Genomic DNA, 24,476 nt, shown 5'->3' with positions numbered 1-24,476 from the left:
TCCTCCCACCTGCCCCTCCCCCATAAGCGGGAGAGGGGCGATCCATCACACCAGGCCGACGGCGGTCAGCAGCACATCGATCACCTTGATGCACACGAAGGGAGCAACGATGCCGCCCAGACCGTAGATCAACAGGTTGCGACGCAGCAGGTGGGCCGCGTCGGTGGCCTGCACGCGAACCCCACGCAGGGCCAGCGGGACCAGCGCGATGATGACCAGTGCGTTGAACACGATGGCCGAGAGGATCGCGCTCTGCGGGCTGGCCAGGTGCATGATGTTGAGCACGCCCAGTTGCGGATGGATGCCCGCGAACAGCGCCGGGAGGATCGCGAAGTACTTGGCCACATCGTTGGCTACCGAGAAGGTCGTCAGCGCACCACGGGTCACCAGCAGCTCCTTGCCCACCTGCACCACGTCCAGCAGCTTGGTCGGATCGGAATCCAGGTCCACCAGGTTGGCGGCTTCGCGGGCAGCCTGGGTGCCATCGTTCATGGCCAGGCCGACGTCAGCCTGGGCCAGCGCCGGCGCGTCGTTGGCGCCATCACCGCACATGGCGACCATCTTGCCCTCGCCTTGTTCCTGGCGGATGCGGGCGAGCTTCTTCTCCGGCGTGGCCTCGGCGATCACGTCGTCCACGCCGGCCTCGGCAGCAATGGCGGCGGCGGTCAGCGGGTTGTCACCGGTGACCATCACGGTACGAATGCCCATCTGCCGCAGTTCGGCGAAACGGTCGCGGATGCCCGGCTTGACCACGTCCTTCAGGTGAATGGCGCCGAGCAGCTTACTGTCGGCAGAGACCAGCAGCGGCGTGCCACCGCTCTGGGCGATCTTCTCGATCTCACGGGCCAGAGGTGCCGGCACGTCGCTGCGGCTGACGCCAACCCAGTCCAGCACCGCATCCACCGCGCCCTTGCGGTAGCTGTGGCCAGCCCAGTCGGCGCCGGACAGGCGAGTTTCAGCGGTAAACGGGATGACCTCGATCTGCTCGCGCTCCGGCGCCTGTAACGAGTGCAAGTTACGCAGGTACTCGACAATCGATTTGCCTTCGGGGGTTTCGTCGGCCAGCGAGGCCAGCAGTGCAGCTTCGGCCAGCTCGTTGCTGGACACGCCCGGCGCCTTGATCATCGCGCTACAACGGCGGTTGCCGAAGGTGATGGTGCCAGTCTTGTCCAGCAGCAACACATGCACGTCACCGGCCGCTTCTACCGCCCGGCCAGACTTGGCGATCACATTCAGGCGCACCAGGCGGTCCATACCAGCAATGCCGATGGCCGAGAGCAGGCCACCGATGGTGGTCGGAATCAGCGTCACCAGCAGGGCCAACAGATACACCAGCGGCAGGTCGCCACCGGCGAAGCGGGCGAACGGCTGCAGGCTGGCCACCACAAGGAGGAAGATCAGTGTCAGGCCGATCAGCAGGATGTCCAGCGCCACCTCGTTGGGCGTCTTCTGGCGCTTGGCGCCTTCCACCAGGGCGATCATGCGGTCGAGGGTCGACTCGCCCGGATTGGCGGTGATCTTCACCAGCAGCCAGTCGGAGACGATGCGGGTGTTGCCGGTGACAGCGGAGCGGTCACCGCCGGACTCACGGATCACCGGCGCAGACTCGCCGGTAATCGCTGCTTCGTTGACGGCGGCGATCCCTTGGATTACTTCGCCGTCGCCGGGGATCAGCTCGCCGGCTTCGACACGGACGATATCGCCCTTGCGCAAGGTGCTGGCGGGGACGGTTTCGAACTGGCCGCTGCTCTTCTGCCGACGCGCGTTCAGCCCCTGGCTGCCGGCTCGCAGGCTGTCTGCGCGGGCCTTGCCACGGCCCTCGGCCAATGCCTCGGCGAAGTTGGCGAAGAGCACGGTAAACCACAGCCAGAGTGCGATTTGCACTGCCAGACCTGTACTCACCGCAGGGCTGGGGATGGCACAGAGGATCGTCGTCAGAACAGCGGTTAACTCAACGACCAGGATCACCGGCGAGCGAACCAGCTGGCGCGGGTCCAGCTTGACGAAAGCCTGGATCAACGCCTGCTTCCACAGCGCATCGAAGGTGGTCTTGGGTTGGACTTTGGCGCTTTTGTGCGCCTGCATGGGGGCATTCATTGTGATCTCCCTTAGAAGCCCTGGATCAGCGCAAAGTGTTCGGCGATCGGCCCAAGGGCCAGCGCCGGCAGGAAGGTCAACCCGCCGACCAGAAGGATGGTCAGGGTCAGCAGCGTGACGAACAGCGGACCATGGGTCGGGAAGCTGTTGGCACCCAGCGGCGCGCGCCTCTTGGCGGCCAGACTGCCGGCAATGGCCAGCACCGGAAGGATGTAACCGAAGCGACCGAGGAGCATGGCTAGGCCAATCATCAGGTTGTGGAACGGCGTGTTGGCACTAAAGCCGGCAAAGGCCGAACCGTTGTTGGCGGTACCTGAGGTGTAGGCATAGAGCGCCTGGCTGAAGCCATGCGCACCGGAGTTGGTGATGGACGCAGCCGGGCCTTCCAGGCTGATGGCCAGGCCACAGAACACCAGCACGCCGATCGGCATCACCAGCAGGGTTGCCACCAGCAGGCGCACTTCGCGGGCTTCCAGCTTCTTGCCGAGGTATTCCGGGGTGCGGCCGATCATCAGGCCGGCGAGGAACACGGCGATCAGGACAAACAGCAGCATGCCGTAGAGGCCCGCGCCAACACCGCCGAAGATGATCTCGCCGAGCATCATGTTGAACATCGGGATCATGCCGCCAATGGCGCTGAAGCTGTCATGCATGGCATTGACCGAGCCGTTGGACGCCGCCGTGGTGGTGACTGCCCAGAGCGCCGAACCGGCTATGCCGAATCGGCTTTCCTTGCCTTCCAGCGAACCCGTCTGGTCGACCGGCAGGGAAGCCAGCGCCGGGTTCGGCTGGTACTCGCTCCACAGGGTCACGCCCAGGCCGATGATGAAGAGCACAAGCATGCACACCAACAGTGCACGGCTCTGGCGCAGGTCCTTGACGTAGTGGCCGAAGGTGAACACCAGCGCCGCAGGGACCAGGATGATGGAGGCCATCTCCAGCAAGTTGCTCCAGGCAGTCGGGTTCTCGAACGGATGCGCTGAGTTGACGCCGAAGAAGCCGCCGCCATTGGTGCCCAGTTGCTTGATGGCAATCTGGCTGGCTGCCGGACCGAGCGGAATGCTCTGGTCAGCACCCTGCAGAGTCACGGCATGGGCGTATCCGAGGAAAGTCTGCGGTACGCCCTGCCAAACCAGGAACAGCGCCAGCAGCACGCACAGCGGTAGCAGGACATAGAGCGTTGCGCGGGTCAGGTCGACCCAGAAGTTGCCCACACTGTCAGTCGAGCGACGGGCGATGCCGCGACAGAACACCACCAATACGGCCAGGCCGACGGCAGGGCTGACGAAGTTCTGGACGCCAAGGCCGACCATCTGGCTGAAGTAGCTCAGGGTGGCTTCACCACTGTAGGCCTGCCAGTTGGTGTTGGTCATGAAGCTGGCCGCGGTGTTGAACGCCAGGGTCCACTCCAGGCCCGGCTGCTTCTGCGGGTTTAGCGGAAGCATACCCTGCAGCATCAGGATGGCGAACAGTGCCGCCAGGCTGGTCAGGGAGAAGGCCACCAAGGCTCGTGCATAGGTTTTCCAGTCCTGTTCACGGTTGGGGTCGATGCCGGAGAGGCGGTAGCTGAGCCGCTCCACCGGCGCGAATATCGGGGCCAGGAAGGTGCGTTCACCCTCCATCACCCGATAGAAGAAGCGCCCGAGAAACGGTGCTGGCACCAGCACCAGCACGAAGAAAGCCAGGATCAGGCCATAGTCTTGAACGTGCATGCCGCCTCCTAGCCGCGCTCGGCGCGCAGCAGCGCCACCAGCAAATAGATGAAAAGCCCCGTGGCGAGAACCAGGGACGCCCCGTCGAGAATGCTCATTGCTTCTGCTCCTTGATGCGGTCTGGGCCGCTGTGGAGCCATTGTCGGAAAGGGGTGCGTAAAGGAACGAGACCCACGGGGGGCGTGGGGCATCAAGAATGCGTAAAGAAATGGGCCTGGCGGCCCAGGTAGAGGGAGCTTTCCGTGCCCTGGCGGGCCATGTGATATCCGACCTCGTCCCTCTGGAGCGGGGCCGGGGGTGAGGGGCGCAAGCCGCACAAGCTCTGTACCAACACCGACACATAGCCGACATGGTCCCGAGCCCCGCACAAGCGAGCCCTCGCGCCGATAGCTGTCCGGCTACAGCATGGAGGACGTCTCCTGCAAGCAACCCGATGCAGCACCACCATCAGCAACGAGCAACGTCATGGACAGCAGCTAGCGACGCGGCTCAAGCGGTGGTAACTGCCAATTGAACCTGTCGACCCGAAAGCCCCCGGCCATTGCTCAGGAAGGCCGGGCTTCTTCCTCGATGCTGGCCTGCTCCGGAAGTTTCGGCACAGGTTGATCTATCCAGTCGGAAATCAGGCTATAGGCCACAGCCAGCAGGGTTGGGCCGAGGAACAGGCCCATGAAGCCGAACGCCAGAATGCCCCCGAACACACCAAGCAGCACCACCACCAGCGGCAGGTTACCGCCGCGGCTGATCAGATAGGGCTTGAGCACGTTGTCCACACCGCTGATGACGAACATGCCCCAGATACCCAGGAACACCGCATAGCCATAATCGCCATGCCACACCAGCCACGCCGTCGCAGGCACCCAGACCAGGGGTGGCCCCATGGGAATCAGGCTGAAGGCGAACGTGACGATGCCGAGTACCAGCGCCCCTGGAATTCCAGCAATCCAGAAGCCGATCAGCGCCAGCAGTGCTTGGGCGGCAGCAGTGCCTATCACACCATTCACAACACGCTGCACAGTGCCTGCGACGAGTTCCAGATAGTGCTCGGCGCGATCACCGATCAATCGCTCCAGGGCTCGCTCTGCAAACGTCGCCATGCGCGGGCCATCGCGATAGAAGAAGAACACCAGCACCAGGCTCAGCACCAGTTCCACCAAGCCACCGCCAACCTGGGCACTGCGCGCGAGGAGCCAGTTCCCCGCCTCGCCCATATAGGGTTTCAGGCTGGCAAAGAACGCGCCGCCTTGGGCATCGACGGTCTGCCATAGACGAACCAGCCGCTCGCCCACCAACGGAATCTGCCGCAGCCAGTCCGGCGCAACGGGTAGTCCTTGCAACTGCACGCTCTTGACCAGTTCGGTCGCATCGCGAATGTGCTCGGCCAGATTGGATACGAGCCATGCCAGCGGCAGAGCCACCAGCAGCACCCACCCAGCGGTGAGCAACGCTGCAGCCATGGACTCGCGACCATTCAGCAGGCCGCTCAGCAGGCGCATCAACGGCCAACTGGCGAACGCCAGCACGCCAGCCCAGAACAATGCGGACCAGAAGGGAGCAAGAACCCAAAGGCTGGCACCGAGTAAGCCAAGCAGAAGTATCTGCACGAGCAGCCGATCGTTATTGAGCATCCCTGTAGTACTCCGGCGAACAGAAAAGGTAACGCAAGCCAATGCAACGGAAATGGCTCGCAAGCACAAGCATAGAGGCAGATGGTGGTGGCGGTTCGAAGACCAGCGCTCAGTGCAGGAGGTTCAGTTGCAGGCCGGGTTCGACGCCCTCCCCCAGCTCCAGGCGTGAAGCGCGGACACCCTGGCTTGCCAGGGCCTCACGCCAGGCATCGGCTCCCTCGCCGGCAAGGCTGACGCGCAAGGTGCTGTCGAGATTGAGACAGCGCGCCAGCAGCGTAGCCCAGGCCTCAGAGGGCTCGGCTGGCAGGCGTGCCAGGCGCAGGATACCGCTGCTCTTGAGTTCACGCATCAGGGTATCAGGGGTCGGCAGCAACTCGCCCAGAGGCTTTGCCGCGTCCAGTTGCTCGGCATGCAGGTAGCCACGACGGTTGCCACGGGTGATGCTGTAGATCGCCAGCACGCTGTCCTGCTGAGGCTCAGCCAGGCGCAGCAGCAGATAAGCTTGCTGTTCGTCCGGTCCGTAGAGTTTCGAGTTGCCAAAGATGGCATTGGCCCAGAGGCTGCTGGAGCCGCAGTCTCGGCCCTGGCACCAGTAGAGCAGCTCAGCGCCGCCTGCCAACAGGTCCCTGCGCGCACGGTCGAATGCCTCTGTGGAACTGTGGTCGCTGGGCAAGCGATAGGTCACGGCCGTCTGCCGCCCCTCGACTTCGATCTTGCGCTCCATGCGCAACTGGTTGCTGATCCGGCGGATGGACGCCTGCGGATAGGTGCGCTCCTGATCAGGTACATCACGAAAATCGACGATCTCAGCATGGGGGAAGCGCGGAAGTGCCGCGAGGTCGTGGCTGTCAGGCAGATCGGCAGCCTGCGCAGCGACCGCCAGCAACACACCGGCAAGAATCATCAGACGCATGCGCATCCTTAGCGAATCAACATGGATTGAGCAGTTTGGACCATTTTGTCGGTGTTTTCCTGGCGCTTTGGAACCGCCAGTCCCCGCTGCACAGCTGGCCGCGCTTCGATTGCGGCGAGCCAGCGCTGGAGATGTGCGAGCCCGTCGATCGACACACCGGCCCAATCATGGATGCGCACCCAGGGAAAGGTGGCGATGTCGGCAATGCTGTAGTCGCCGGCCAGGAACTCGGCCTCACCCAGCCGTCCATCGAGCACTTCGTAGAGGCGCCGCGTCTCGTGCTGGTAGCGGTCGATGGCGGGCTGGATCTTCTCCGGGAAATAGCGGAAGAAGGCATTGGCCTGGCCTTGCATCGGCCCGATCCCACCCATCTGGAACATCAGCCACTGGATGACCCGCGAGCGACCTTTGACGTCCGTGGGCATGAGCTGGCCGGTCTTTTCTGCAAGGTAGATCAGGATGGCGCCGGACTCGAACACGGCGAAGTCGTCGTTGTCCCGATCGACGATGGCCGGAATGCGACCGTTGGGGTTGATCCGCAGGAACCCGGGGCGCTTCTGCTCCTTCTTGTCGAAGGACAGTGCATGAACCCGGTAGGCCAACCCCAGTTCCTCCAGGGCAATCGAAACCTTGTGACCGTTGGGGGTAGCAGCGGTGTAGAGGTCGATCATGCCGATTCTCCTTGATCCAAAGCCGCCAGCCTCCCCAGTTGGTCAGCGCAAGTCAAGGCGCGGCGAAGAAGGGATTGAAACAGTCTGCTACCGCCTGGGCTCCGGCTTCATCGTCGAGATGCAGGTGGTGTTTGCCCGGCAACCTGCGCACATCCAGGGGCAGACCGCCCAACAACTCGACGAACTTCGGCTCGGTCTGCAGCAGCCCATGCTCGGCCAGCACCAGCAGGGCTGGACACTTCAGGTTGCGGGCGAAGGCCAGGGCGTGGGCGCGAGTCAGACGCAACGGAGAGGGCAGTGTCAGGCGGCTGTCGGTGCGCCAGGTATAGCCTCCCGCGACTGGCATCAGCCCGCGTTGGGCCAGCAGCTCCGCAGCCTCGCGACTGACAGCCCCAACCCCTTTCATGCGCGCTTCGACAGCACGATCAATCGCGGCATAAACCGGCTTGCGCTTGGCGGGCAGGGCTAGCTGCGCCAGTAGCGCCTCGCCAAGCTTGGTGGGCGCCTGGTCAGCTTCGCCGGTGTAAGGCATCAGGCCATCAATCAGGGCCAGCCGGCTTACCCGGTCTGGCATGGCGCCCGCCAGCATCACCGAAACGATCGCCCCCATGGAGTGGCCAAGCAGTGCAAAACGGTCCCATCCCAGTTGCTCGGCCACCAGCAGAACGTCAAGTGCATAGTCCCAGAGCAGGTAGCTGGCGCCGGGTGCCCGATGGGCCGAATGGCCGTGACCGGCGAAATCCAGGGCGACGATGCGCAGCCCCGGTAGGCGCGGGGCCAGGCGAGCAAAGCTGGCTGCATTGTCGAGCCAGCCATGCAGGGCGATAACCGGCTGACCATCTTCAGGTCCGTAGAGATGTGCAGCCAGTTCGATATGCGGAAGGTTGAGGCGGATCTCTTCGACGTGGGCGCTCATGCAATTACCTGTTCGCCTTCATGGCGTTCGTTCCAACGATTGAAGACCGATCTCAGCAGGTCGGCCGTTTCCTTGGGTTGCTCCAGAGGGAACATATGGCCGCCCGGCACCGACAGGTATTCCCCTTTGGGTACCCGCTTCACGAGCCGTGCATGGTGCGGCAGCACCACGCGGCTGTGGCGCCCACGCACCAACGCCAGCGGCACTTCGAGCTGCTGCGGCCGCCCAGGCGTACTGTGCGGCACGCTGCGGTAGATACTGATCTCGGTCGCCGGGTCGAACTTCAGACGCAAGGCGCTACCACCTTGGGCCAGGCCGTGGCGGACATAGGCGTCCAGACACTCCGGGTCGAAGCGGCGGAACAAGGCCTTGCCGGCGAAATAGTCACGCGCCTCGCTGAAGTCGGCGAACTCTTCCCGTCGTCCAAGGGTACGACCCGCAGGAGTGATCCGGTCGATGAAGCCAAAGCGCTTGGCCGCCCGAATGACAATGCGGTCGGCCAGGGTCAGCACCGGCGAGTCGAGCATCACCACGCCCCGATAAAGGTCTGGACGGCGCAGGGCGGCGTGGTAATGCAGCACGCCGCCGAGGGAGTGGCCCAAGCCCCAAACGGGCTCGTCAATTACTTCCAGATGGTGGATCAGTTCGTCGACCAGGTTTTCCCAGTTGTCGTTGACCGGGAAACGCGGGTCGTGGCCATGCTGATCCAGGTGCTCGACACGGAAGTCCGGTGCCAGAGCAGCGAATAGCTTGCCGTAGGTAGCCGAGGGAAACCCGTTGGCATGAGCGAAAAAGATTGATTGCGACATCGTAATGCCAGCTCTTCAGGAGATGCCGGAATTCTCCGGCAGGCCCACGAGTTGGGCAATGACCGTAACCGCCAGTGATGATGGCGCTAATGCCAAACTCCGGGTGCCAGCAGCCGGGTGAGGATGGCCAGAGCGACCAGCAGGAATACCAGGCCGCAGCACCGACCTGGTCAGCCTAAGAGCTCCCTGGCAACCATCACCGAGCATCCGGCTGGCACTTCTCGCCCTGGTGCAGATAGCGCTGCCGACCATGCACCAACAGTCCCAGTTGGAATTCCAGATGGAAGTGCCGGGGGAAACGGAAGCCGTGGTCCTCGGCGTCGATCAAGCGGACGCTGGGCAAGCTGCTTAGGATGTGATTGATCTGTTCCGTGGACGCCACTCTACTCCGTGGCGAAGGCAGCATCTTGGACAAAATTGCAGGGGTGGGGACGTGGGCCTGGGCTTTGTAAGGGTGAACTCATTGGCTATGCCTGCGTTGGCTGTTACTAGCAATCAATGGCCGGGCTGAGAGCCTTGTAGGAGCGAGGGAACGCCGAGTTCCTGCTCGCGAACCGGACCCTTTCGCGAGCAAGCTCGCTCCTATAAGAAATGCCGCCACTTGCAACACTCGATGCAGACAGAGCCAACACATTCGCCGAGCAGACCGCAGGCCTGCCCTTGGGCGTCCAAGCAGCCTCCCGAGCTCTCACACCCCAGCCCCTCTCCCCGATGCGTGAACGGGCGGTGTTCCACCCGGACCTTCCTGCTTCGATCCCCCGTCAACCCCTCGGTGGCTCAGCACCAAGCGGCACGATGGCCATGGTCAGGCGGGATATGCAGCTGGGCTTGCCATCTTCGCCGCGGAGGCGGATATCCCAGACATGGGTGGTACGGCCCAGGTGAACCGGTCGCGCCACAGCGGTGACACGTCCACTGCGCAGTCCGCGCAGGTGGTTGGCATTCACCTCCAGGCCAACGCAGTAGAAGCGGCTGCTATCGATGCACAGGTAGCTGGCGGTGGAGCCCAGGGTCTCCGCGAGCACGACCGAGGCACCGCCATGCAGAAGGCTGTACGGTTGATGGGTGCGACTGTCGACCACCATGCTGGCCGTGAGGGACTCATCATCGAAGGCTTCGAAGCGAATATCCAGTTGCTCGCCGATGGTGTTGCTCAGGGTTTCGTTGAGGTGTTTCAGATCAGGCTTTCGTTTCCACAAGCACATGTTCGCTCCTTGTCATGATGCCGGAGGGATACTCCCGGCGTGCTGGACTCATTCGTGCCAAAGCACTGCCTCGCCGCGCTCGATCCATTCGGGGAAACGCTTGCCGTAGGCATCTTCCACCTGATTGCGCTTGATCTTCAGCGTCGGAGTGAGGAAGCCGTTGTCCACGGCCCAGATTTCCTTGACCAACACTAGCCCCTGCAGGCGCTCGTGCTTGTCGAGCACGCCATTGACCTCCTCGAGCAGCTCCCGAAGGCTGAGTTCCAGTTCAGGACGGGCACTGTTGGCAGCCTCCTGGCGCCCCACCTCAGACAGCACGCAAAGCGCCATGGGTTGCGGCAATCCATCGCCGACGACGCACACCTGTTCGATGCGCGGATGCACCGCCAGGCGATTCTCGATGGGGGCCGGCGCGACATACTTGCCCTTGCTGGTCTTGAAGATTTCCTTGATGCGCCCGGTCAGCCGCAGGTTGCCCTCGGCGTCCTGTTCGCCTTTATCACCGGTTCGCAGGTAGCCGTCGACGGTCAGGGTCTCGGCAGTCTTGGCCGGGTCCTTGTAATAACCCTGCATGGTGGCACCACTGCGCACCAGCACCTCGCCTTCCTCGCTGATGCGCACGTCGACGCCTGGGCTGTTCTGGCCGATCCAGCCGGGTTTCTGCTTCCCGGCACGGCAGACATGGGAGTAGCCGCAGTTCTCGGTCATGCCGTAGACCTCCAACACGTCGAGGCCCAGGCGCTTGTACCAGTCGAGCAGCGCCTCGGGAACTGGAGCGGCGCCGCACAATGCAATGCGCACGGCGTCGAGGCCAAGGCCCGCCAGCACCTTGCGCCCGACCATGCGTCCGATGATGGGCAACCTGAGTAGGCGATCGAGCTTCTGCGCCGGCATCTTCGCGTAGACCCCCATCTGGAACTTGGTCCAGATCCGCGGCACGCCGAAGATTGCCGTAGGCCGGGCCCGGCGCAGGTCCTCGAGGAAGGTTTCCAGGCTTTCGGCGAAGAACACCGTCTGCCCGGCATAGATGGACGCCATCTCAACGAACATGCGCTCGGCCACATGGCATAGCGGCAGGTAGGACAGCAGCCGATCATCCTCGCTGGTACTGAAAAGCTCCACGCCATGGCTGGCGGCAAAGGCCAGGTTGCTGAAGTTGTGCATTACGCCCTTCGGCGTGCCAGTGGTCCCGGAGGTGTAGATGATGGTGGCGAGCTGGTCGGGCTGACCCTTGGGGTCATCGCGGATCGGCGGAGTAGCCTGCAGGTCCCTCCAGTGGTAGTTGAACTCGCTTTTCGGGTGGATCGGCAACGCCACGGCGGGTACGCCGGCCGGCACACCGTCGGCCATGGACGGCCAATCGTCCAGCTTACCGACGAACACCAGGACGGATTCGGAGTGTTCCAGCACCTGGCGCACCGAATCGGCAGTCAGATTGGGGTAAAGCGGAACGGAAACGTGACCGGCCATCCAGATTGCCAGGTCGGCGATGATCCAGTGAGCACAGTTCTTGGAAATGATCGCGATGCGGCTGCGCTGGGGCAGGTCGCGTCCGCGCAACCAACTGGCGGCGCGTCTTGCCTGGTCCCCTACTTCGGCCCAGGTCAGCTCTTCGAGCCGACCTCCCTCCATGGGCTGGACCAAGTAGCGTTTGTTCGGATGACGAGCTTCACGCTCAAAGAACTTCTCAAGCGGCAAACGGACTGCATCAGCCACAGGGCCTCCTCCTTTATTCTTTTTGTGGGGACAACCAAGCACTTGCTTGGCTGACTATTCCACGCGTCTGGAGGTGGCGCAAGTTAAGAAATGTTGCACGCCCGTCAGTGATGACGGACGTGATGCACCGCACGCAAGGACATCAGGCCAGGCACCAGCAGATCGCCTTCCAGCTCCGCCAGGCTGGCCGTGCTCATGGGCAACGGTTCCTGGCGGTGGCCATTGATGAGCAGCCCGGCAAGCTCGCTGACGAAGGGATTATGAGTAACCAACAGCAGGTCCCCTTCGCTTCGTTCAGCAAGGAAATTCAAGGCTTCGCGCGGGTCGCTATCGGGCGTGAGCCAAGGCGCAGTACCAACCGCGCCCCTGAATCCCAAGGCCTCGCGAACCAGCTCGGCAGTTTGCTGCGCCCGCACATACGGGCTGGCAAGGATCGCGTCCAGATGCCTGCCAGCCAGCTGCGCTGCTGCGTGGAGCACATCCTTACGACCATGCCGCGTCAGCTCCCTCTCGGCATCGGTGGACGCATGAGCCTCCGCCTCGCCGTGGCGCAATAGCCAAAGCCTCACAGCTTCGGCTCTTCGTCGCGAACGGGATGGGCCGCTGCCGGTACCTGATATGCAGCCTCTCCTTGCGGAGCCTGGGCTTCGGGCCAATCGGCAAAGGGCCAGGGCTTTTCTTCACTGTTGAAGGTGCCGAAGCGACCGATCTGTGCCAAGTACTGACTGAGGCTGTCGCCGAAAGCCAGCAAGCTGGCGCTAGGTGCTCCGTAGAACACGCGGTAGCCGAGTTGCAGCAGCACCACAGCGCCGAGAACGATTTCGGCAAGCTGCCAAACGACGACGAAAATGAGCATCCAGACGATGCGCAGCAGGATCGATTCACGCTGCAGGTCGTCACGTTCTTCACTCATGGGGATTCTCCTTGTCCGGGTATGCGGTTCGTATTCAGAAGCCAGTGGTTGGAATGAAGTCTACGTCGGTCTTGGGCTCGCCGCGCATCAGTACTTCGATCACCTGGGCCAGCGTGCGCCCTTCGAAGAGGATCGCATGCAAACCTGCGACCAACGGCATGTACACCTGCAATTCCTCGGAGCGGGTCTTGAGCACCTTGAGGGTATTCACCCCTTCGGCAACTTCACCGAGGCGCGCCACCGCATCCTCCAGGCTGAGCCCCTCTCCCAGGGCAAAACCGACCTGGTAGTTGCGGCTCTTGGGCGAAGAGCAGGTGACGATCAGATCGCCGACGCCGGCCAGCCCCAGGAAGGTCATGGGGTTTGCGCCGAGTTTGACGGCAAAACGAGTCATCTCCGCCAGGGCACGGGTAATCAGCATGCTTTTGGTGTTCTCGCCCATGCCAAGGGCAGCTGCCATCCCTGCAATGATCGCGTAGACGTTCTTCAGGGCACCGCCCAGTTCGACCCCAAAGCGGTCCTGGCTCGCATAAACGCGGAATGTGCGGCCGTGGAGAGCGTGCTGGACGCGCGTGCAGAGTTCGGCATCCTCGCTGGCGACTACGGTCGCGGTCAGCGCATGGTCGGCGACTTCCTTGGCCAGGTTGGGGCCGGAGATCACACCGATGCGCGCAGCTGGCGCAATTTCTTCGAGAATCTGGCTCATCAGCTTGAAGCTCTGTGCCTCGATTCCCTTGGTGGTGCTGACAAGGAGCTTGCCGGCCAGGAGACCGGCCACCGGCTCCAGTACCTTGCGCAACGCGCCGGACGGGATCGCGACAAAGACCAACTCGCACGCCTGGAGCACGGCGGACAGATCGGTATCAGGCTCAACCCCCGGGTGAATCTTCACACCCCTCAGGTAGCGCGGATTCTCACGCTGGGTGCGGATCGCCTCGGCCTGCTCAGGGTCGCGCATCCACTGGCGCACGCGCTGGCCATTCTCGGCCATCAGGTTGGCAATGGCAGTGCCGAAGCTGCCGCCACCGAGCACCGCAATGGGTTGCTGTTCAGTCATAACGGATCCATGTAGAGCCATCGAAGTGGCGGTTGCGCGCATTATACGGAGGCACCGCCTGCCGGGCAGCCTCTATCTCGCCCGTTGCCGCTGGCAAAGCAGCGCGCCTCGGTTAAGATGTCGTGAAGTTTTGACAGGCCCGATGCGGCAAGGTGCCACCTCTTGGATGCACAAAAACGGAACCAACGTCCGACACAATCCTGATACTGTCGAAAATCCCCAGTACCGGGGACATAACAAGGCTAGAGTTCCAGCATAGACCTGCCCTCTCCACGGACGACGTTGTGACGAGGCCTAAGGATGAAGTGCCGATGCTATCCCCTGACCCAGCCGCCCGAATCGCCACCGGCGACCAGACTGTTCTGCAAGCCCCTGATCTGCGTGACGACAGGGCTCGGTCAATGACCTTTAGGCATCACTGGGACATCCACACCCGCACCCAGCTGATCAGCCTTGGGCCGGCACTCCTGCTCACCCTGTTACTCACTGGATTCTTCACCTTCGCTCGCCTGCAGGACCTGCGCCAGGAGCTCAACCATACCGGCCAATTGATCGCCAACCAGTTGGCACCGGCAGCAGAGTATGGGGTGGTATCCGGCAAGCTGGAGGTATTGGAAAACCTCCTGCACGCCAGCCTCGGCACACCCCATGTCCGTTTCCTCGAAATCCGCGATCGGGCGGACAACATTCTGGTCTACCTCGAGCAAGTCGCCAGACTGGAGCAAAGCAGCCCGCAGGTGGAAGTATTTCATGCGCCCATCTTTCGCCAGCAGGTGTCGACGGGCAGCCCGGCGGTGCCGGCTGTAGTCCGTGGTCGCAACGACAAGGGCTACCTCGGCCGGGTCGTGGTCGGTATGTCCAACGATGCCTTCAGCAATCGCCAGCAGGAAATCCTCCTCAAGGCCACGGTCCTGGCATTCGTTGCGCTCTTCCTGACGTTCCTGCTGGCCCGCCGGCTGGCCACCCGGTTATCACAACCGATCATCGACATGGGCGGGGCAGTCAAGGCCATTCAGGCCGGCAACTACAACACTAGCCTGCCGGTAGTGGACGAAAGCGAGTTGGGCATTCTGGCCCGCCACATCAACGACCTTGCCAGCGGCCTCGAAAAGGCCAGCGCCGAGCAGCAACAAGCCATGAGCCAGCTGATCAAGGCGCGGGAGGAAGCGGAGAGCGCCAACCGGGCCAAGTCGGACTTCCTCGCAATGATGAGCCACGAACTGCGTACACCGATGAATGGCGTACTTGGAATGCTGCAGCTGCTGGAAACCACTGAAATGAACGAGGAGCAGGCGGAATATACAGCGCTCGCTACCGAATCCACTGAACACCTGCTCAAGGTCATCAACGACATCCTCGATTTCTCTCGCATAGAGCGTGGAGCCCTCGAACTCGAACGGATTCCCTTCAACCTGCTCGAACTGATCCTCGGCTCGGTGCAGGTGTTCCAGCACAGTGCACAGCAACGCGGCCTCGCCCTATCCCTGGACACCCAGGACGGGCTGGAAGGCGTGGAGGTTCAGGGTGACCCTACGCGTATCAGGCAAATCCTGGTCAATCTGGTAGGTAACGCGCTCAAGTTCACTGAAGATGGCAGCATCCGCGTAGAAACACGCTGGCAGGCGCTGGATAGCGAAGTACTCTGGCTCACTTGCGCCGTCCACGACAGCGGCATCGGTATCTCGCCGGAACGGCTGGAACATATGTTCAATGCCTTCCAACAAGCGGACAACTCGATTTCCCGGCGCTACGGCGGCACCGGCCTCGGCCTGCCCATCGCCCGGACCCTAGCCGAGCGCATGGGCGGCACACTGCGCGCGGAGAGCCACGAGGGCACCGGTTCGGTCTTTACCCTGGAAATTCCCCTGCCCTTCCGTCGGCAAATCGGACCGGTCGCCTATAGTCGGATCCAGAACACAGCAGAAGCTAATGGCCTGACCGTATTGCTGGTGGAGGACAACCCGGTCAACCAGACAGTGATCGAAGCCATGCTGCGCAGCCTCGGCTTCCAGGTCAGCCTGGTGGGCGATGGCGCCCAGGCCGTGCACTCCGCTTCGCGTAACCAATACTCCGCGATTCTCATGGATTGCCGACTGCCGGTGCTGGACGGTTATGAGGCCACCCGGCAGATTCGTCGGATGAATGGCTGCTCAGCGATACCGATTATTGCCCTCACCGCCAATGCCCTGCAGGGCGACCGTGAGGCTTGCCTTGCGGCCGGCATGAACGATTACCTTGCCAAGCCCTTCAAGCGTGCCGACCTGCATCGAGTCATGCAGCGTTGGCTGCAAAATCCGCCAAGCTGACGAGCGAGTGCCGCTTCCAGACATTCGGAGAGTGGCCAGGAGTGTTAAAGTGCAGCACGCTTGGCAAGCGGGATGCCTTTGGCACGCCCCTTGCGACCGTTTAAACCCATTGGGTGAACGACTGTTCTCTTCACCCTGTGACTTTCACTACAACGCAATAGTCTATGACTAGTCTGTCGACGGTCGCCCTGTGCGTGATCGGCAGCAGGATGAAATGCCAAGCCCTGTACCACACGGGGACCATTGAGGAGCTCGCATGACCAAACAAAACGCCTATTCCCGGGAAGACCTGCTGCGCTGCAGTCGCGGCGAGCTGTTCGGCCCAGGTAATGCGCAACTGCCCGCCCCCAACATGCTGATGATCGATCGCATCGTTCATATCAGCGAAACCGGCGGGAAGTACGGCAAAGGTGAAATCGTCGCAGAGCTCGACATCAACCCCGACCTGTGGTTCTTCGCCTGCCACTTCGAAGGCGACCCGGTCATGCCCGGCTGCCTCGGCCTCGACGCCATGTGGCAGCTGGTTGGTTTCTTCCTCGGCTGGCAGGGCAACCCCGGCCGTGGCCGTGCGCTGGGCTCTGGCGAGGTCAAGTTCTTCGGCCAGATCCTGCCGTCCGCGAAAAAGATCACCTACAACATTCACATCAAGCGCACTATTAACCGATCGCTGATCCTCGGCATTGCCGATGGCACCGTCAGCGTCGATGGCCGCGAGATTTACAGCGCCGAAGGCCTGCGCGTCGGCCTTTTCACCTCTACCGACAGCTTCTGAAGGACATCCGCATGCGTCGCGTCGTGATTACCGGTCTGGGCATCGTTTCCTGCCTGGGCAATGACAAAGCCACCGTCTCCGCCAACCTGCGCGCTGGCCGTGCCGGTATCCGCTACAACCCCTCGTACGCCGAAATGGGCCTGCGCAGCCAGGTTTCCGGCTCGGTAGACCTGAACCTTGAAGAGCTGATCGACCGCAAGATCTTCCGCTTCATGGGTGATGCTGCTGCCTACGCCTACCTGTCCATGCAGCAGGCCATCGAGGATGCCGGCCTGACCGCCGAGCAGATCTCCAACCCGCGCGTGGGCCTGATTGCAGGTTCCGGCGGTGCCTCCACTGTCAACCAGATGGAAGCCATCGACATTCTGCGCGAGAAAGGCGTCAAGCGCATCGGCCCATACCGCGTAACCCGCACCATGGGCAGCACTGTTTCCGCGTGCCTGGCCACCCCCTTCCAGATCAAGGGCGTGAATTTCTCCATTTCCTCGGCCTGCGCAACCAGCGCGCACTGCATCGGCCAGGCTATGGAGCAGATCCAGCTGGGCAAGCAGGACATGGTCTTTGCCGGCGGTGGCGAAGAAGAGCATTGGAGCCAGAGCTGCCTGTTCGACGCCATGGGCGCACTGTCGACCCAGTACAACGACACCCCCGAGAAGGCCTCCCGCGCCTACGACGCCAAGCGTGACGGTTTCGTCATTGCCGGTGGCGGCGGCATGGTGGTCGTAGAAGAGCTTGAGCATGCCCTCAAGCGTGGCGCCAAGATTTACGCCGAAATCGTCGGCTACGGCGCGACCTCCGACGGCTACGACATGGTTGCCCCGAGCGGCGAAGGCGCAATCCGCTGCATGCAGCAAGCACTGTCCACCGTCGACACGCCGATCGATTACCTGAACACCCACGGCACTTCGACTCCTGTGGGCGACGTAGCGGAAATCCGCGGCGTACGCGCGGTGTTCGGTGACAAGGCGCCGGCCATCAGCTCCACCAAGAGCCTGTCCGGCCACTCCCTGGGCGCTGCTGGCGTACAGGAAGCGATCTACTGCCTGCTGATGATGGAAGGCAACTTCATGGCTGGTTCGGCCAATATCGACGAGCTGGACCCGGAAGTAGCCGACATGCCGATCCTGCGCGAGACCCGTGAAAACGCCAAGGTCGACACCGTCATGTCCAACAGCTTCGGCTTCGGCGGCACCAACGCCACCCTGGTCCTGAAGCGTTTCAAGGGCTGATCCAGTCCTGCAGTTGACGAAAAAGCCCGTATCGTTCGATACGGGCTTTTTCGTTTGCGGGCACTCCTTGGGCCAGGCCGAACCTCCACCCCGAAATGTTAGCCTTCACCTTCGACTCAGCGCGAACCAGTACCCCATAGCAGCCACATCCCAGACAAGACAAGGGCGCCATCAGGCGCCCTTTCTACGTCAGGTCGAGATGCTCAGGCCGCTTCACGCTCGCGTTCAACTTTGCTACGGCGACCAAAACGTGGCAGCAGCATGGGCACCTGCCGACGATAATCCGCATATTCCGGGTGTGCCCGCATCAAGTCCCGCTCCTCCAGCTGGATCGCAGCAAGGATATAAATGCTGGTCATCACGGCGAACAGCAGGTGCGTAGCGGTCATTGTCGGCGTTGCCCAGAAGCACAGGAACCAGCCCAGATATAGCGGGTGGCGAACCAGCTTGTAGGCCCCCGGTGTCTTGAACTGCAGCGAGGTATAGGGTTTGCCCAGCAGGTTGAGCCAGACCTGGCGCAAGCCGAACAGATCGAAGTGGTTGATCAACAGTGTGCTGTAAAACACCAGCGCCCAGCCGAACGCGAAGGTAGCGCCCAAGACCAGGCGGCCCGAACGGTTCTCGATGGTCCAGATCTCGCCCCCCAGCGGTTGCCAGAAGCTATACAGCATCAGCAAGGCCAGGCTGGAGAACAGCACATAAGTGCTGCGCTCGGCTTCCGGCGGTATCCATTGGGTCCACCAGGCCTTGAAGGCTGGCCGGGCCATGAGGCTGTGCTGTACCGCGAAAATTCCCAGCAGGAGGGCATCAATCCCCAACGCTGCCCAGAACGGCAGCCGTGGCTCCCCGTCCAGCGTACGCGGGGCGAAGGGCAGATTGGCGATGAAGCCGATGGAATATACGAAGGTAGCGAAGAAAATCAGGTAACTGATCACGCCATAAAGAAAGATCGAACTGCGCTTGAAATAGTCGAACATGATGCGCTCCTGCCTGGGTTTCTGGTCGACGGCCAATGGCTGGCGTCGAACTCAGCTTCGCCCAGGCCTGTATCAAGCCGATGGCTGATCGCACTCAATTTGTTTCCGTCTTGTATCCCTCCCTCGGGGTGCCCAGCGATGCCTGCAACAAACGATGCAAGCGTTGCTGATCCAACGGTTTGGTCAGCAGGGCCCTGACTCCCTGCTGCTGCACCTCACTCTCCACCAGGGCATCGCTGAAACCCGTATAGATCACGATTGGCAAGTCGGACCTGGAGGCGTGCAAGCGCCGCGCCAGCTGCATACCACTGAGCCGCGGCATACTCTGGTCGAGGATGACGAAATCCCATCCGTAGGGCTCTGCACAGAGCTGCTGGCTGGCCTGCTCGGCATCACAGAAGATCGTCGGTTCCAGCCCCCACCCCTCCAGCAGTTCGCCCATGAACTCAGCAACCTGATCATCATCGTCGACCACTGCCACCCGACCAGAGAGCGACGAGCGCAGCGGCGCACGATACAGGCCAGACTCCTCGGCCGGACTTGCCGCAACACAACCCTCGCGATGAGGCGGCAAGAGGATGCGGAAGGTTGCGCCCTGCCCAGGCGGGCTATCCAGGTGAATATGGCCACCGTATTCGTGGACAATGCCATGCACCATCGACAGCCCCATGCCACTGCCCTGACCGCTGGCCTTGGTGGAAAAGAACGGCTCGAATATCTGTGTTCTCAGCGCCGGCTCGATACCCGGGCCGCTGTCGCTCACGGTCAAAGTGACAAACGCCCCGTTGATGGGTTGCTGGCAAGAGGCGCAGACCGTTTCCAGATGCTCCTGCCCTAGACTGACGCGTAAATAGCCAACGCTACCCATGGCATCCCGTGCGTTGATGCACAGGTTCATCAGCACCTGTTCTAGTTGCACGGGGTCGGCCAGGACGCTGGGCAGATCGTGATCCAACCGGGTGTGCAGCTCTACGGTGGCGGGCAACGTCGACTCCACCAGCCGGATGAAGTCGCCGAGCAGGCGATCCAGCGCCACTTCCTGCGGCTTGCCGCGGCTTCCGCGACTGAAGGTGAGCATCTGCTGGATGAGGTCACGCGCCTTCTCCGCCGAGCGTTGTACGCGCGCCAGGTACTTACCCAGACGCTCGTCGTACTGCTGCTCGGCCAGCTCCCGGGCCATGACGGTATACCCCAGCATGCTGGTCAGCAGGTTGTTGAAGTCATGGGCAATCCCGCCGGTCAGGTGGCCGATGGCTTCCATGCGCTGCGCCTGGCGCAGCTGCTGCTCTAGCCGTGCCCGCTCCTCCTCGGCCCGCTGGCGCTCGGTTATGTCACGCAAATAGCAGATGAAACGAGGTCCCTCGTCACCCGGCACCTGCGTCAGCGCCAGCTCCGCGAGGAACTCTTCACCGTCCGAGCGCTGCGCCACCACCTCCATCCGTTTGCCGAGGAAGGCACCGTGGCCGGTCTCCAGGTAATGTTCGAAACCCCGTTCATAGGCTTCACGAAATCGTGGCGGAATGATCAGCTTGAGCAAGGGATGCCCCAGCACCTGAGCACGGCTCAACCCGAAACACTGCTCGGCAGCCGGATTGAAGGCCAGCACACGGCCCACCTCATCCATGCTGATGAAGCAATCCAGGGCGGTGTTAGTGATCGCCCGATACTGGAGTTCACTGGCACGCAGGGCCTGTTCGGCCTCCTTGCGCTGGGTAATTTCGCGGGTGATGGCGAGGATGCGGTCGATCCCGCCAATGGTTACACGCTTGAGCAGCACCTCGTCCCAATGCAGGCTGCCATCGCGGTTGCGCCGATGCCATTCGAAGCGCTGGACCTCACCGGCCGCTGCCCGCGCCAGATGACCCGCCGCCTCCTTGCCGGTATAAGGCGAGTAGCCGGCACTGAAGGCGTCCATGTCCAGCTTCAGCATCTCGTCGTAGCTGTAGCCGTAGGCCCGACAAGCCTTGGGATTGACGTCCACCAAGGCACCAGTCTCGATGTCATGGACAAAGATCGCATCTTCCGACGTTTCGAAAATCGCCCGGTAACTCGCCTCGGCCTCCAGACGCTCGATCTCGGCAGCAGCCCTTACGGAGAAGATGCGCAAAACCGACTCCGCCCGGCCACGGTCGCTCATCGGACCACAGCGCCCGGCCGCGATCAGGCCAAGTGGGCGGCCATCGCTGGCGAAAAGCGGATAGCCCGCGTAGCTGTCCACTCCGAACTTGGCAAACACCGAATCGCTCGGATAAATCTGCTGCAGGTCACGGGGAATGAAGTGGAAGCTTCCACCGAACACCTCGGCGCAGGGCGTCCCGACCAGCTCATAGGTGGCATTGCTGTGCAATTTGCCTCCGTAATAAAGCGCAAGAGTCGTCAGGCAATGCGGACCGACATCGCTGATGCGGCTGACGAAGGCGAAGTCGGCCTGCAGGGAGCGCACCATGTAACGCGCGATGGCTTCGAAAACTTCATTGCCGGTAGCAGCGGAGACCCCAAGAGCCACGAAGCGCAACACCTCCTCCAGGCTCTTGCGCGAGCTGATGTCCGTGGATATGCCGCAGACGGCTGTTACCCGGCCTTCGCTGTCGAACAGCGGAAACTTGGTCGACAGATAGGTGCGAACGCTACCCCCAAGGGGCACCTGCTCCTCGAACTCCAGCTCATGCCCGAGTTGTGCCACGCGCAGGTCGTTGGCACGCAGGACGTCGGCCATCTCCTTGGGGAAGAAGTCGTGGTCGGTACGGCCGATCACCCGATCCGAATTGACCTTGAACAACCGCTCGAAGGCACGGTTGACCAATCGCAGGCGACCATCCAGGTCCTTCACATAGATCACTGCGCTGCTGTTGTCGACAATCTGCCGGAGTTGGTGCTCTTCAGCGCTCACGGCGACAAAACTGCTGGTCAGGCTCTGGCTCACCTGGCGACCCTCCGGGCTGGGTGGACAGCCTGAGTATAGAGACAGCCCGTGCCAGCCCGGCAGGGCCCAGGACGTATTGAAACAATTGAAACAATGCGTTGCGGTGGCGGGTCTGCGTTAACCACAGGGGCCTGGCGTCACTCGGCTTCGGCCCCCACCAAGTGATGGGCCCCAACGCACTCGACCTTGCACAGATTGCTCTATTGAGAGCCGCGCTATGCAACACCGCCCGGAACGAACATGTAGCCGACGCCACGCACGGTACGAATGATCTGTGGCTTGTCCGGGTCTTGTTCGAGCTTGCGCCGCAACCGCGCGATGCGGATATCGATGGACCGGTCGAAGGGGCTCCAATCACGATGCTGGGTGAGATTGAGCAGCTGATCGCGGGAGAGTGGCCGATTGGGACGCTGGGCGAAGGCCTGCAGCAGATCGAATTCCATCGCCGTCAGGGGGATTTCCTGGCCTGCCGCATCGAACAGCTGGCGACTTTGCAGGTGCAGCCGGCATTGCCCCAGACGCAAGCAATCGCCCCCTGGCTCGCTTCGCGGGACGTCCACGGTCGCCGCCGGTCGACGGTACCGACGCAGGACGGTCTTGACCCTCGCCAGTAGCTCCCGAGGGTCAAAGGGCTTGGCCAGGTAATCATCGGCGCCCACTTCCAGACCGATGATGCGGTCTAGCGAACTGCCAGCACCGGACACCATGATCACCGGGAGGTCGTGATGCTCGCGCAGGTAACGCGCCAGGCTCAGGCCGTCCTCCCCTGGCAGGCCGACATCCAGTAACACCAGATCAGGCAACGCCTCGGCCAGGCGCGCCCGCAACTGCTCGCTGTCCGCCACAGCGCAGACCTGGTAGCCCAGTCCACCAAGGTAGTCGAGCAATAGTTCGCGAATCTCGGCGTCGTCATCCACCACCAGGATACTGGTTTGTTCGGCCATGGGGCCCGCCTTTCGCTATTTTCAATCCTTCGGACTATAGCTCGTGGGTGCCCCGGCAGCCCCGCAACTCATCGGCGATTCAGTTCACGTGAAAACGTTGCTCGGCCAGCAGGCGATCCCCCTGAAAGACCAGGAAGCGCCATTCGCCGGGTACCACTTCGTGAGTTTCGGTGAATTCGAAGGCCATGACGTCCATCGGCACACCAGGCACCAGTTTCTGGACCACTTCGAACTTGTCATGACGCTTGCCGTCCGGGGTAGTGACTCCAGGAGTGAGATACAGCAGGGTCAGAGGCGTATCGTTTTCGCGTTTGCCCGAGAGGGAGTAGCGCATGCCGAACTTGGTTCCCAGCTTGGCCGGCACCTGGTCAGTAGCAAGGATATTCTGGTCACTGCGGGTCAGTACGCGCTCACCGGGCTGGTGATCCTTGTACTGGGTTTCGAAGATGCCGAACTCGATCGGGCCTTCGAGGCGCACGTCGGCAATGGCAACACTGGAAACCAGGCCCAGTGCAATCAGCGTGCTCAGTCGGGAGAGAGTCATGTCGCGCTCCTTGTTTGCGGTGGCGCGAGGCTATGACATCGGCATGACAGGCTGATTACAGCTTCAAGGCGCTACGCCAGCGCCTTTGCGCGGCAGTACTGCGAGGAAGTTGTCACGCGCGACTTTCTGCGCCACGTCGTCTGGCAGGGCGTCCAGGAACGGGCGAAAAGATGCCAGATACTTGCCCAGGTCATCGAAGCGGCCCACCACGTCGGAGCCGAGCATGAAGCGGTCTGGATGCTTCTCGACCAACGCCAGCCACTTCGGATCCGGAATGCCTTTGGCGTCGAGCAGATAGGGTCGCAGCACCGTCCAGGAAAGATCGATGTAGAGATTCGGGTAGTCGTGCAGCATCCGGGTCAAGGTCGGAAGCAGAAAATCCAGTTTTTCCTGGTGCCGATGGATCTCCATGCTGGTACCGGCATGGGCCCAGATAAAGCGCACATGGGGATGATTACGTAGCGCTTCCTCGATTTCGCCCAGGTACAAGGGGTTCTTCTCACGTTTGGAAGTGATGTTGGCATGCAGCATCACCGGCAGATCATACTCGGCAGCCAGGTGGTAGATGCGTGTCATCGCCTCGTTGTTGGCGCGTGGCGTTTCACCGTAGATCAGCGCGGTGAGATCGTCGTGGCGGGTAAATACCTCCCCCAGGCCCTGCCAAAGCCCCGGGTCCAGTTCCAGCATCTGGCGGATGTGGGCATCTGCATTCTTATCGTTGGGGTTGAAGCCGGTCAGGAAGGGGTGGAAGCGCTGACGCTGCTCGGCGGGTAGCGCTTTCACCGCAGCGGCGACGAACACATCGGTCGCGCTGAACCAGTAGGCCCCCGCATCATCACCCGCATAGTAGCGCGGACGCTTGGGCTCATCCTCGTGCCACTTCTTCGCCACCGGAATGCCCGAAATCATCACATGGTCGATGCCGCCAGCATCCATCTCCTTGACCAGTCGCTGCATGCCTTCGCTTTCCTGGAAGAAATCCACGTAGTGCAGGTGCGCGTCGCTGTAGCGGTAGTCTCTCGCCTGGCATTGCAAGGCAGCCAGGGCAAGCAACGCGGCAAGGCATGAACGGGCAGTTGGCAAGGTCTATCCTCCTGACGTCTCGGGGACTATAGACCGGCGCGCCTTGCTCGGGGTTCAGCCG

At 62.1% G+C, this 24,476-nt stretch carries 22 protein-coding genes; 3 read left to right on the top strand and 19 right to left on the bottom strand.

Annotated features, from left to right (window positions below):
- Window positions 1-45: 45 nt before the first annotated feature.
- The 14 genes from kdpB to OXH74_RS19825 all read right to left on the bottom strand — a co-directional run bounded on the left by kdpB (window position 46) and on the right by OXH74_RS19825 (window position 13,637).
- Window positions 46-2,097, bottom strand: a complete 2,052-nt coding sequence (gene kdpB, locus OXH74_RS19890; RefSeq protein WP_375738491.1) for a potassium-transporting ATPase subunit KdpB — start codon at window positions 2,095-2,097, stop codon at window positions 46-48.
- Between the two features lie 11 nt (window positions 2,098-2,108).
- On the bottom strand, window positions 2,109-3,809 hold the full coding sequence (gene kdpA, locus OXH74_RS19885) for a potassium-transporting ATPase subunit KdpA (RefSeq protein ID WP_375738490.1): 1,701 nt from the start codon (window positions 3,807-3,809) through the stop codon (window positions 2,109-2,111).
- An 8-nt stretch (window positions 3,810-3,817) separates the two neighbouring features.
- Complete coding sequence (gene kdpF / locus OXH74_RS19880) at window positions 3,818-3,907, bottom strand: K(+)-transporting ATPase subunit F (protein ID WP_215370479.1); 90 nt, start codon at window positions 3,905-3,907, stop codon at window positions 3,818-3,820.
- A 447-nt stretch (window positions 3,908-4,354) separates the two neighbouring features.
- The gene (locus OXH74_RS19875; protein ID WP_375738489.1) at window positions 4,355-5,437 is read right to left on the bottom strand and encodes an AI-2E family transporter; all 1,083 of its coding nucleotides are present in this window, start codon (window positions 5,435-5,437) and stop codon (window positions 4,355-4,357) included.
- A 109-nt stretch (window positions 5,438-5,546) separates the two neighbouring features.
- Entirely contained in the window at window positions 5,547-6,356 is an 810-nt protein-coding gene (locus OXH74_RS19870; protein WP_375738488.1) for a DUF4892 domain-containing protein, read from the bottom strand.
- A gap of 2 nt (window positions 6,357-6,358) precedes the next feature.
- Entirely contained in the window at window positions 6,359-7,021 is a 663-nt protein-coding gene (locus OXH74_RS19865; protein WP_375738487.1) for a glutathione S-transferase family protein, read from the bottom strand.
- Window positions 7,022-7,073: 52 nt separating this feature from the next.
- A complete protein-coding gene (locus tag OXH74_RS19860) occupies window positions 7,074-7,937 on the bottom strand; it encodes an alpha/beta fold hydrolase (RefSeq protein ID WP_375738486.1) in 864 nt (287 codons plus the stop codon).
- Entirely contained in the window at window positions 7,934-8,746 is an 813-nt protein-coding gene (locus OXH74_RS19855; RefSeq protein WP_375738485.1) for an alpha/beta fold hydrolase, read from the bottom strand. Before OXH74_RS19855 ends, OXH74_RS19860 begins: the two co-directional genes overlap by 4 nt.
- Before the next feature lie 196 nt (window positions 8,747-8,942).
- Window positions 8,943-9,128 (bottom strand): AraC family ligand binding domain-containing protein, encoded by a 186-nt coding sequence (locus OXH74_RS19850; RefSeq protein WP_375738484.1) that lies wholly within the window; start codon window positions 9,126-9,128, stop codon window positions 8,943-8,945.
- 379 nt (window positions 9,129-9,507) lie between these two features.
- Complete coding sequence (locus tag OXH74_RS19845) at window positions 9,508-9,951, bottom strand: hotdog fold thioesterase (protein WP_375738483.1); 444 nt, start codon at window positions 9,949-9,951, stop codon at window positions 9,508-9,510.
- A 48-nt stretch (window positions 9,952-9,999) separates the two neighbouring features.
- Window positions 10,000-11,667 (bottom strand): AMP-binding protein, encoded by a 1,668-nt coding sequence (locus tag OXH74_RS19840; protein ID WP_375738482.1) that lies wholly within the window; start codon window positions 11,665-11,667, stop codon window positions 10,000-10,002.
- 104 nt (window positions 11,668-11,771) lie between these two features.
- Complete coding sequence (gene sixA, locus OXH74_RS19835; RefSeq protein ID WP_215370450.1) at window positions 11,772-12,236, bottom strand: phosphohistidine phosphatase SixA; 465 nt, start codon at window positions 12,234-12,236, stop codon at window positions 11,772-11,774.
- Complete coding sequence (locus OXH74_RS19830; protein WP_215370447.1) at window positions 12,233-12,580, bottom strand: DUF4389 domain-containing protein; 348 nt, start codon at window positions 12,578-12,580, stop codon at window positions 12,233-12,235. Before OXH74_RS19830 ends, sixA begins: the two co-directional genes overlap by 4 nt.
- Window positions 12,581-12,614: 34 nt before the next feature.
- Window positions 12,615-13,637, bottom strand: coding sequence for an NAD(P)H-dependent glycerol-3-phosphate dehydrogenase (locus tag OXH74_RS19825; RefSeq protein WP_375738481.1), 1,023 nt, complete (start codon window positions 13,635-13,637; stop codon window positions 12,615-12,617).
- A 401-nt stretch (window positions 13,638-14,038) separates the two neighbouring features.
- Between OXH74_RS19825 and OXH74_RS19820 the strand changes: the two genes are divergently transcribed.
- The 3 genes from OXH74_RS19820 to fabB all read left to right on the top strand — a co-directional run bounded on the left by OXH74_RS19820 (window position 14,039) and on the right by fabB (window position 17,944).
- On the top strand, window positions 14,039-15,943 hold the full coding sequence (locus OXH74_RS19820) for an ATP-binding protein (RefSeq protein WP_375741653.1): 1,905 nt from the start codon (window positions 14,039-14,041) through the stop codon (window positions 15,941-15,943).
- Between the two features lie 256 nt (window positions 15,944-16,199).
- Window positions 16,200-16,715 carry a 3-hydroxyacyl-[acyl-carrier-protein] dehydratase FabA gene (fabA, locus tag OXH74_RS19815; RefSeq protein WP_215370440.1) on the top strand — a complete coding sequence of 172 codons (516 nt, stop codon included), beginning with the start codon at window positions 16,200-16,202 and terminating at the stop codon, window positions 16,713-16,715.
- A gap of 11 nt (window positions 16,716-16,726) precedes the next feature.
- Window positions 16,727-17,944, top strand: a complete 1,218-nt coding sequence (gene fabB, locus OXH74_RS19810; protein WP_375738480.1) for a beta-ketoacyl-ACP synthase I — start codon at window positions 16,727-16,729, stop codon at window positions 17,942-17,944.
- Between the two features lie 203 nt (window positions 17,945-18,147).
- Here fabB and mddA read toward each other — a convergent pair whose 3' ends face one another.
- From mddA to OXH74_RS19785, 5 genes are all read right to left on the bottom strand, one after another.
- Window positions 18,148-18,921 carry a methanethiol S-methyltransferase gene (gene mddA / locus OXH74_RS19805; protein WP_375738479.1) on the bottom strand — a complete coding sequence of 258 codons (774 nt, stop codon included), beginning with the start codon at window positions 18,919-18,921 and terminating at the stop codon, window positions 18,148-18,150.
- A gap of 94 nt (window positions 18,922-19,015) precedes the next feature.
- Entirely contained in the window at window positions 19,016-21,844 is a 2,829-nt protein-coding gene (locus OXH74_RS19800) for a PAS domain S-box protein (protein ID WP_375738478.1), read from the bottom strand.
- Between the two features lie 215 nt (window positions 21,845-22,059).
- Window positions 22,060-22,788 carry a response regulator gene (locus OXH74_RS19795; RefSeq protein WP_375738477.1) on the bottom strand — a complete coding sequence of 243 codons (729 nt, stop codon included), beginning with the start codon at window positions 22,786-22,788 and terminating at the stop codon, window positions 22,060-22,062.
- A 79-nt stretch (window positions 22,789-22,867) separates the two neighbouring features.
- Complete coding sequence (locus tag OXH74_RS19790; protein WP_375738476.1) at window positions 22,868-23,332, bottom strand: DUF3859 domain-containing protein; 465 nt, start codon at window positions 23,330-23,332, stop codon at window positions 22,868-22,870.
- Between the two features lie 63 nt (window positions 23,333-23,395).
- Window positions 23,396-24,415, bottom strand: coding sequence for an amidohydrolase family protein (locus OXH74_RS19785; RefSeq protein WP_375738475.1), 1,020 nt, complete (start codon window positions 24,413-24,415; stop codon window positions 23,396-23,398).
- Window positions 24,416-24,476 lie beyond the last annotated feature (61 nt).

Source organism: Metapseudomonas boanensis (assembly GCF_042232855.1).
GTDB classification, from domain to species: Bacteria; Pseudomonadota; Gammaproteobacteria; order Pseudomonadales; family Pseudomonadaceae; genus Metapseudomonas; species Metapseudomonas boanensis.
The sequence above is the reverse complement of the archived record's forward strand: the minus strand, read 5'-3'. Positions and strand labels throughout refer to the sequence as shown.